The sequence below is a fragment of the Pseudomonas sp. genome, from assembly GCF_030147005.1.
Classification (GTDB): domain Bacteria; phylum Pseudomonadota; class Gammaproteobacteria; order Pseudomonadales; family Pseudomonadaceae; genus Aquipseudomonas.
In genome coordinates this window covers 1-8,055 of sequence record NZ_JASLAW010000248.1, presented here as the reverse complement: position 1 = coordinate 8,055, position 8,055 = coordinate 1, and the positions used below count along the sequence as shown (strand labels likewise).

At 59.9% G+C, this 8,055-nt stretch carries 9 protein-coding genes, 1 pseudogene and 1 riboswitch; of the genes and pseudogenes, 5 read left to right on the top strand and 5 right to left on the bottom strand.

Annotated features, from left to right (window positions below):
* Window positions 1-222 precede the first annotated feature (222 nt).
* A complete protein-coding gene (locus Q1V60_RS23695) occupies window positions 223-1,386 on the bottom strand; it encodes a 1-acyl-sn-glycerol-3-phosphate acyltransferase (protein ID WP_300635362.1) in 1,164 nt (387 codons plus the stop codon).
* Between the two features lie 132 nt (window positions 1,387-1,518).
* Here Q1V60_RS23695 and Q1V60_RS23690 point away from each other — a divergent pair, with 132 nt between their 5' ends.
* From Q1V60_RS23690 to Q1V60_RS23675, 4 genes are all read left to right on the top strand, one after another.
* On the top strand, window positions 1,519-1,701 hold the full coding sequence (locus Q1V60_RS23690) for a CPXCG motif-containing cysteine-rich protein (RefSeq protein ID WP_300635360.1): 183 nt from the start codon (window positions 1,519-1,521) through the stop codon (window positions 1,699-1,701).
* Window positions 1,702-1,712: 11 nt separating this feature from the next.
* On the top strand, window positions 1,713-1,973 hold the full coding sequence (locus Q1V60_RS23685; protein WP_300635358.1) for a DUF2007 domain-containing protein: 261 nt from the start codon (window positions 1,713-1,715) through the stop codon (window positions 1,971-1,973).
* 37 nt (window positions 1,974-2,010) lie between these two features.
* A complete protein-coding gene (locus Q1V60_RS23680; RefSeq protein WP_300635356.1) occupies window positions 2,011-2,631 on the top strand; it encodes an SOS response-associated peptidase in 621 nt (206 codons plus the stop codon).
* A gap of 122 nt (window positions 2,632-2,753) precedes the next feature.
* Window positions 2,754-3,572 (top strand): M48 family metallopeptidase, encoded by an 819-nt coding sequence (locus Q1V60_RS23675; RefSeq protein WP_300635354.1) that lies wholly within the window; start codon window positions 2,754-2,756, stop codon window positions 3,570-3,572.
* Between the two features lie 128 nt (window positions 3,573-3,700).
* Here Q1V60_RS23675 and Q1V60_RS23670 read toward each other — a convergent pair whose 3' ends face one another.
* The 3 genes from Q1V60_RS23670 to Q1V60_RS23660 all read right to left on the bottom strand — a co-directional run bounded on the left by Q1V60_RS23670 (window position 3,701) and on the right by Q1V60_RS23660 (window position 6,540).
* Window positions 3,701-4,285: a TMEM165/GDT1 family protein gene (locus Q1V60_RS23670; protein ID WP_300635366.1), complete on the bottom strand. Its 585-nt coding sequence runs from the start codon at window positions 4,283-4,285 to the stop codon at window positions 3,701-3,703.
* 89 nt (window positions 4,286-4,374) lie between these two features.
* A riboswitch (yybP-ykoY riboswitch) is annotated at window positions 4,375-4,494 on the bottom strand.
* Window positions 4,495-4,545: 51 nt separating this feature from the next.
* Complete coding sequence (locus Q1V60_RS23665; RefSeq protein WP_300635352.1) at window positions 4,546-5,544, bottom strand: class I SAM-dependent methyltransferase; 999 nt, start codon at window positions 5,542-5,544, stop codon at window positions 4,546-4,548.
* Between the two features lie 30 nt (window positions 5,545-5,574).
* On the bottom strand, window positions 5,575-6,540 hold the full coding sequence (locus tag Q1V60_RS23660; RefSeq protein ID WP_300635364.1) for a 2-hydroxyacid dehydrogenase: 966 nt from the start codon (window positions 6,538-6,540) through the stop codon (window positions 5,575-5,577).
* An 84-nt stretch (window positions 6,541-6,624) separates the two neighbouring features.
* Here Q1V60_RS23660 and Q1V60_RS23655 point away from each other — a divergent pair, with 84 nt between their 5' ends.
* A complete protein-coding gene (locus Q1V60_RS23655) occupies window positions 6,625-7,257 on the top strand; it encodes a LysE family transporter (RefSeq protein WP_300635350.1) in 633 nt (210 codons plus the stop codon).
* Between the two features lie 95 nt (window positions 7,258-7,352).
* Here the strand turns inward: Q1V60_RS23655 and Q1V60_RS23650 are convergent.
* Window positions 7,353-8,055, bottom strand: a pseudogene (locus Q1V60_RS23650) (hypothetical protein); the annotation flags it as partial.

Genomic DNA, 8,055 nt, shown 5'->3' with positions numbered 1-8,055 from the left:
GCGACCTGTGGCGAGGGAGCTTGCTCCCGTTGGGGCGCGAAGCGGCCCCAAAAATGGGACTGCTACGCAGTCCAGCGGGAGCAAGCTCCCTCGCCACAGGGACCGGTTCTGTCTTAACTGACTGGCATTAGGGCTTGCCCCGATTGCAGTATGTCAGTCAGCTTGTCTGTATCTGACCTACCGCTATCGAGGGCAATCCCCCTCCCACCTGTGAATCGATGTCTACAGCGCGATGCCGGCCTTGACTCGATATTGATTGCGTACCGGCGTCGCATATTGCACCACCAGGTAGGGGCGGTGTTCGGACGGGCATTCGTACAAGCGCCGTTCCCACTCAGTTTCTGCCTTGGCCAGCTCATCGGCCGGGAATACTTCTTCGGCCTTGGGTACATCCAGTTGCGGGTCGGCGTCGTTCCACTGGGCATACGCCAGGTAGTGCACCGGGAACAACCGATAACCCCCCAGAATCTGCCGGTCCATTTCAGCAGCCAGCAGCTTCGTGTCTTCGAAGCGCTCGGTAATCGGCGGCGCGAAGTTCACGTGCACCCGGCCTTTGTAACCGGTGATGCCCAGCGCGATGCTCACGTCATCCTCGCCCGGCGCCTTGCTGTAGGTGCCGGTGGTGGCACGGATATACAGTTCACGGGCCTTGGCGGCGTCGCACGGATCATACTCGTAGCTGATCGACACCGGCGTCAGGTTCAACGACCGGATGACTTCGGCGAACGGCTCGTCCTTGCGGCTGACGTGGAACATCTTGAGGATCGCCGATTCGGTGCGATCATCCCCATCCTTTGCCCGGCCTTCGGCCTGGGCGATCCAGATCGACTGACAGTCGTTGCGAATCGAATGGTTGATATAGGCCGACAGCAGATGGTAAGCCGCCATCTTTTCCTTTCGCCCGGTGATCGAGCGGTGCACGATGAAGCTCTTGTTCAAGCGCATCAGGTCGCTGACAAACGGCTTTTGCAGCAGATTGTCGCCGATGGCGATACGCGGCGTCGGCAGGCCGGCATGGTATACGGCATAGTTGACGAAAGCCGGGTCCATCACGATGTCGCGGTGGTTGGCCAGAAACAGGTAGGCGGTGCCGGATTTCAGTTGCTCGACGCCGGTATAGGTTACGCCGTCAGTCGCGCGGTCGATGGTATGGTCGACGTAATACTCGACTTTATCCTGCAGCGTCGCCACGGTAGTGACGCCGGCGAATTCACGGCGCAGTTTGCGCGCGATCATCGGCTTGAGCAGCCAGCCCAGCGCGCCGGCAAAGCGCGGGAAGCGGAAGTGGGTCAGGATGTCCAGAAAGGCCTTGTCACTGAACAGCCGTTCCAGTACTGCCGGGACTTCGCTGTCGTTGTAAGGTCGGATGGTATCGAATTCGCCCATCATGCTCTCTTGTTAGAAACGGCTAGGGTAAGTAGAGGAAATACCAGGGGGCGGTCCAGGTAATGGGCCTGGCCGATAATAGCCCTGTAAATAGACCGGCGATTATACGCACAAGTCACTCGGGAGGCTGCGATGCTGGAAACTGCACTGTACGATTGTCCTTATTGTGGTGAACCGGTCGAAACGACGGTGGATTTGTCCGGCGGTGATCAGGTTTATATAGAAGACTGCCAGGTGTGTTGCAGACCGATAACTTTCAACCTGCAGGTCCATGATGAAGAGTGGATGCTCGAAACCCGCAGCGAGAACGACTGACAGGTACCTCCATGCAGCGAATCTACGAACCGGAAAACCTCATGGAAGGCGAGCTGCTGCAACAGATGCTTGCCAGCGAAGGTATCGAGGCGCACCTGGTGGGGCGCCATTTGCTCGGCGGCACGGGTGAACTGCCGATCTTCGGCTTGCTGGGACTGGAGGTCGATAATGATCAAGCCGCCTACGCTCGCGAACTCATAACCGCTTATAACGACGCGCAGCCCTTGCCGTTTGATGAACCCGACGGCTTTCCCGACGTATTGGTCTGTTAGGCTGTCGGTCGGTTTATCCCAAGAGTCATGTTGCCCCATGTGTGGACGTTATGCCCTGTTTCGCTGGAACCCCGCTTTTGCTGCCTTGCCGGGATTCCCGGCCGACCAGCAGGCCCAGTGGAATATTTCTCCCAATGATTCGGTGCTGATCCAGCGCGCCATCGACGGCCAGCTCACCCTGGCGCGCGCGCGTTGGGGCCTGACGCCGCCCTGGCTCACCGACCTGTCCCGCACGCCGGCCCATGCCCGCGCCGAAACCCTGGCCGAGCAACCGATGTTTCGCGAAGCATTCCGCCAGCGCCGTTGCCTGCTGCCGGCCAACGGGTTTTACGAATGGCGCGGCACCCAGCGCAAACGCCCGTACTGGCTGACGCCGGGGGAAGGCTCCACATTGTTTTTCGCGGCGATTTGGGAAGCGTACCCGGTGCAGGAGCAGGTGTGGTTGAGTACGGCGGTGGTCACTCAAGCCGCGCAGGCTCAGCGTCGACCGTTGATTCTGGATGAGGCGGGGCAGGCCGCTTGGCTGGATCCCGAGACGCCGCTGCCTGTGCTGCAAAGCCTCTTGGCCAGTGAGCCCGCTTCGTTGCGCGAGCGGGTTCTGGCCAATATGGTCAATGATCCCAAGCTCAATGGGCCGGAATGCCTGACTCCGGCTTGATCCTGAGCGTCTCTGCCGACACGTGAGATGTGTCCGAAATACAGCGGTTAAACGTCCGATGTATCTGGCGCTGATACAAATGTCCGCCTACGATACGCGCCATGTTTCCAGGGAGCGTGTTCATGAAGAAGTCATTGGCGGTAAGCGGGTTGGTCGCAGCGATGTTGCTGGCCGGGTGTCAGTCAGTCAACACCACCAGCGGCGGCGCCGTTGGGGTTGAGCGCAAGCAGTACATGTTCAGCATGCTGTCGAGCCAGGAAGTCGACCAGATGTACGCCCAGTCTTATCAGCAGACCCTGGGCGAAGCCAGCGGCAAAGGTGTTCTGGACAAGACCAGCGCCAATGCCAAGCGCGTGCAGGCCATTGCCAATCGCCTGATCGCCCAGGCCCCCAACTTCCGCCCGGATGCGGCGCAATGGAAGTGGGAGGTGAACCTGATCAAGAGTGATGAGATGAACGCCAACTGCGGGCCTGGCGGCAAGATCCTGGTGTACAGCGCGTTGATCGACAATCTCAAGCTGACGGATGACGAACTGGCCGCCGTGATGGGCCATGAAATCGCCCACGCCTTGCGTGAGCACGGCCGCGAAGCCATGTCCAAGGCCTACGGCATCGAGATGGCCAAGCAGGGCGCCGGTGCGTTGTTTGGCCTGGGCCAGGACAGCCTGGCGCTGGCCGATACCGTGGCCAACTACGGCATGACCTTGCCCAACAGCCGCAGCAATGAAAACGAAGCCGACCTGATCGGCCTGGAACTGGCCGCCCGCGCCGGCTACAACCCGAACGCGGCTATCACGTTGTGGAACAAAATGGCCAAGGCTTCGGAAGGTGCACCGCCGGAATTCATGAGCACGCACCCGGCTTCAGACAGCCGGATCAGCTCGTTGCAGGCGGCGATTCCGAAGGTGATGCCGCTCTATCAGCAGTCTAAAAAGTCCTGATATCTCAGGCCTGACAACGCTGTAAATGTGGGAGCGGGCTTGCTCGCGAACGCGGTGGTTCAGTCATGGATGTATTGGCTGACCCTCCGTATTCGCGAGCAAGCCCGCTCCCACATTTTTTAATCGGGTTACACCCAGCCGCTGCTCTGCATGGCCTTGTACACCGCCACAATCGCCAGGATGAAAAACGCTGTCGCCGCCAGCCGACGAATCAACGTCAAGGGCAGTTTGTCCGCCGCAAAATTCCCCGCCAGAACCACCGGCACGTTGGCAATCAGCATGCCCAAGGTGGTGCCGATAATCACCAGCCACAACTCCGGATACTGCGCTGCGAGCATCACCGTGGCTATCTGGGTCTTGTCGCCGATTTCCGCGAGGAAGAACGCGATCAGCGTGGTCAGGAACGGGCCGAACTTGCGCGTAGTGCCGGCTTCGTCATCGTCGAGCTTGTCCGGCACCAGGGTCCAAAGTGCTGTGGCGCAGAAGCTCGCCGCGAGTATCCAATGCAGCACCGCGTCCGAGAAGAAGCTTCCGAACCAGGCTCCTACTGCACCGGCAGCCGCATGGTTGGCCAGGGTCGCGGCGACGATGCCGGCGATGATGGGCCAGGGCTTGCGAAAGCGAGCGGCGAGAATAAGCGCGAGCAGTTGCGTCTTGTCGCCGATTTCGGCGAGGGCAACGATTGCGGTAGGGACGAGCAGTGAATCCAGCATCAGGTAGGTTTCCAGGGGCGGGTCGACACGGCTATGACACGTACAGCCTTCCCGCCCCGGGTAAGGTGTGCGTGTCATAGGTCTTGTCAAACCCCGGTCCGTCTGTGCGGACTCCTGGGTCGCATACGCCATGGTCTGCTGACCAAGTATGTTGACGTATGCCGGAAGAGCGCGAGGCTCGTGGGAGACTACTCCCCTAGGACGGAGCGGATTCTGCCTAGGCAAAACCCATTCGGCAAGCCTTCTTTTTCAAACGCCCGTCAGGGGCGCTTGGCCCGGTAGATGCGAAAACCATTGCCTTCTGCTTTGATGGCGCAGATGCCTAAATGCTCTTCTATCAGTGGCTGATACTTCAGGAAGCTGTTGGCGACCAGGCGCAGTTCGCCGCCTTTTGCCAGATGTTTGGCAGCTTTTCGCAGCAGGTTTTCCGTAGCGAAATAATCCGTGTGCACACCGACATGGAATGGCGGGTTGCTCAAAATCGCGTTCAACCCCATCGGCGCGGCGTCGATGCCGTCACCGGTCAACACTTCGGCTTCCAGGCCATTGGCAGCCAGGGTCAGACGACTGCTGGCGGCGGCGAAGGCATCCACATCAAGCATCGTTACGGTGTTATGCGGGTAGCGACGTTTTACCGCTGCTCCCAATACGCCAGCGCCGCAACCAAAATCGAGCAAATGCCCGCTGGGCAGCTTGTCCAGATGATCGAGCAACAATTCGGTGCCACGGTCCAGGCGACCATGGCTGAACACGCCCGGCAGGCTCACCACCTTGAGCGGCCCATCGGCCAGCGGTACGTCGAAGGTCTGCGCCAGGCTATCGAGTTCGAGCGCTTGTGGCGCGTTGCTCACCGTGACCTGCCAGAGCTGACAATGCCGCGCGTTATCCAGCTTGCGCGGTTTGCCGAAAGGAATCATCTGCTTGGCGGCGCTTTCGATGCCGGCTTTTTTCTCGCCCACCAGGAACACCTCTGCACCGGGCAGGCGCGACGCCACAGCGTTGAGCAGGTAGTCGGTGAGGTCTTTGGACTTGGGCAGGAAAATCACCGCCGCATCAAATGCGCGCTCTGGCACATTCACGCCGAACTGGCTGCGCTCTGGAAAACGCGCCTCCAACGCCGCCTGATCGCCGGCATGCCAGCTCCAGCCGTGGGCGTTGGGCAGGCGGCCGAGCAAATCGTCGGCAGGCAAACCGACCAGCAGCAGGTTGCCTTGAAAAAGTTCGGCCTGGCGAAGCAGTACTTCACTGCGCGGATCCATGGTCTGCTCCTTGAAAAGGGGCGCAGTTTATCAACTGACGACGCGCAGCGGGGTGCCGTTGAAAAAGCCCAAGGCGTTTTCGCTCAATTGCCCGACGATTCGTTGCCGGGCTTCTCGGCTGCCCCAGGCGTTATGGGGCGTGACGATCAGTCGAGGGATGTCGCCGGCCAGCAGTGGGTTGCCATTCAGCGGTGGCTCGACGCTCAACACATCGGTGGCCGCACCGCCCAAATGACCGCTGCGCAGGGCCTCTGCCAGCGCCTGTTCATTGATCAAGCCACCGCGTGCGGTATTGACGACAAACGCGCCGGGCTTGAGCAGCGCCAGTTCGCGGGCGCCGATAAAGTTGCGGGTGTGCTCGTTGAGCGGGCAATGCAAGGTCAGCGCGTCGACCTGCGCCAACAGTTCATCCAGTGGTACGCGGTCGGCGCGTGCAGGCCGCCCGGGAATCGCGCCCAGCACCACGCGCATGCCGAAGGCTTCGGCCAGACGTGCCACGGCACTGCCCAGTTCGCCATGGCCGAGCAGGCCCAGGGTTTTGCCTTCCAGCTCGACAATGGGGTGATCCAGCAGGCAGAACTGCTTGGCCTGCTGCCATTTGCCTGCGGCGACGTCTCGCTGGTAGTCCTTCAGGCGCGTCGCCAGATTGAGCAACAGCATGATCGTATGTTGCGCCACCGAAGGCGTGCCGTAACCCTGGCAATTGCTCACGGTAATGCCCTGGGCGCGGGCGGTTTCAAGGTCGATGTTGTTAGTGCCGGTGGCCGAAACCAGGATCAGCTTGAGTTCAGGGCAGGCCGCCAGGGTTTCGGCGCTGAGCGGGACTTTATTACTGATGGCGACTTGAGCGCCCTGCAAGCGTTCGAGCACATTCTGCGGCGTGGTCTGCTCGAACAGCTGCAGCTCGTTGAAGCAGTCGCGCAACCCGCTGAGGTCGAGGTCGCCGAGGTCCAGGGAAGGGTGATCGAGGAAGACGGCGCGGCGATTGTTCATTATCAACTGTACCTTTTGCGGCGAGGTTCGAAGGCGTAATCTGCTGAGCCTATCAGATGAAATAATCCGTTACTTAATGGAGTGAGCATGTACGTCGCCGAGTTTTTGACCGTAGCCTTGATTCACTTGTTGGCGGTGGCCAGCCCCGGGCCGGACTTCGCCGTGGTGGTGCGCGAGAGCGTGACCCACGGGCGCCGCGCCGGCACATGGACGGCCCTGGGTGTCGGCACGGCGATTTTCGTGCATGTAGGTTATTCGTTGCTGGGCATCGGCTTGATCGTGTCCCAGTCCATCGTGTTGTTCAACGCATTGAAATGGGCAGCGGCGGCGTACCTGCTGTATATCGGCTTCAAGGCTTTGCGCGCCCAGCCGGCCAAGCCCGCAGCCGAAGGCGAGTTGCACCGCGAGGTGGGCGAGCGCACACCTCGCGGCGCGTTTACCGCAGGCTTTGTAACCAACGGCCTGAACCCCAAGGCGACGCTGTTCTTCCTCTCGCTGTTCACCGTGGTGATCAACCCCCACACGCCGCTGGCGGTACAGGCCGGTTACGGTGTTTACCTCGCGGTGGCGACGGCGCTGTGGTTCTGCCTGGTGGCGATGCTGTTCAGCCAGCAGCGTGTACGCGCCGGGTTTGCGCGCATGGGGCATTGGTTTGATCGGACCATGGGCGCGGTGTTGATTGCGATTGGGGTGAAGCTGGCGTTTACCAGCATGAGGTGAGTCGAGTTCTCTTACGATAGGTTCAAGGTGGAATAGGGGGTTGTCCTTGGCGCAATCAACGGCCTCGACAACCGAACTCGGCAGGGCGGACATCCTCACTTCCATACCGGGAACTCAACTTCGCGTAAGGGGTGAAAACTGCTCGGCAAGGGTTTCGTGAGCCCCTCACTTGTAGTCTTTTCCCGGTACATTCGCCCGTTAGCACCCACCACTTGATAGTCATACGCCGGCAGTGCATTACCCCATTCGTCCACAATGAGGTACTGGCCGAAACCAGGTCTGTCAGGGGAGGGAATCCACTCAGGTAATAGTCGTGGGCGACGGTCAGGACATTTGTGGTATTGCCAAACCGATAAACATTCGCGGGCGCGTCCTATGCGCAGGCTTTGTAGCTTCCAGAAGTCTGGTTGCGATTGGCCGTCAGCCACCACACTGCCGTCGGGATAGGTGAATTTAGTGTGATTACCTTCTTTTTTTTCCTTTGGCCCCGCCGAGTAAACTACGAACTCGGAATGTACGACCGGTTCGAAATATACTTGCCGCGCCTGTAATGCTTGGTAACGAAGGTAGATGCTGTCCTCGCCGGCTAAGCCCACAGTTTTTTTGTACGACCCCAAAAACTCTTCATCGACCCAAGGGTAGTAATCTTTCTTGATGGTCAGATCACCATCAACCTTGAAATCAGCTCCTCCCCGTGGTGAGTTGTTGTAGTCAAATATCACGACCACACCGCCGCCTCCCCCAGAGGTCACGTTCTCGCCAAACTGCGTCGGATCGGCATAAACCACACCAAAGGTC

Coding starts and splice junctions, on each gene's coding strand:
- Q1V60_RS23695 (WP_300635362.1), bottom strand. CDS start 1,386: ATGGGCGAATTCGATACCATCCGACCTTACAACGACAGCGAAGTCCCG.
- Q1V60_RS23690 (WP_300635360.1), top strand. CDS start 1,519: ATGCTGGAAACTGCACTGTACGATTGTCCTTATTGTGGTGAACCGGTC.
- Q1V60_RS23685 (WP_300635358.1), top strand. CDS start 1,713: ATGCAGCGAATCTACGAACCGGAAAACCTCATGGAAGGCGAGCTGCTG.
- Q1V60_RS23680 (WP_300635356.1), top strand. CDS start 2,011: ATGTGTGGACGTTATGCCCTGTTTCGCTGGAACCCCGCTTTTGCTGCC.
- Q1V60_RS23675 (WP_300635354.1), top strand. CDS start 2,754: ATGAAGAAGTCATTGGCGGTAAGCGGGTTGGTCGCAGCGATGTTGCTG.
- Q1V60_RS23670 (WP_300635366.1), bottom strand. CDS start 4,285: ATGCTGGATTCACTGCTCGTCCCTACCGCAATCGTTGCCCTCGCCGAA.
- Q1V60_RS23665 (WP_300635352.1), bottom strand. CDS start 5,544: ATGGATCCGCGCAGTGAAGTACTGCTTCGCCAGGCCGAACTTTTTCAA.
- Q1V60_RS23655 (WP_300635350.1), top strand. CDS start 6,625: ATGTACGTCGCCGAGTTTTTGACCGTAGCCTTGATTCACTTGTTGGCG.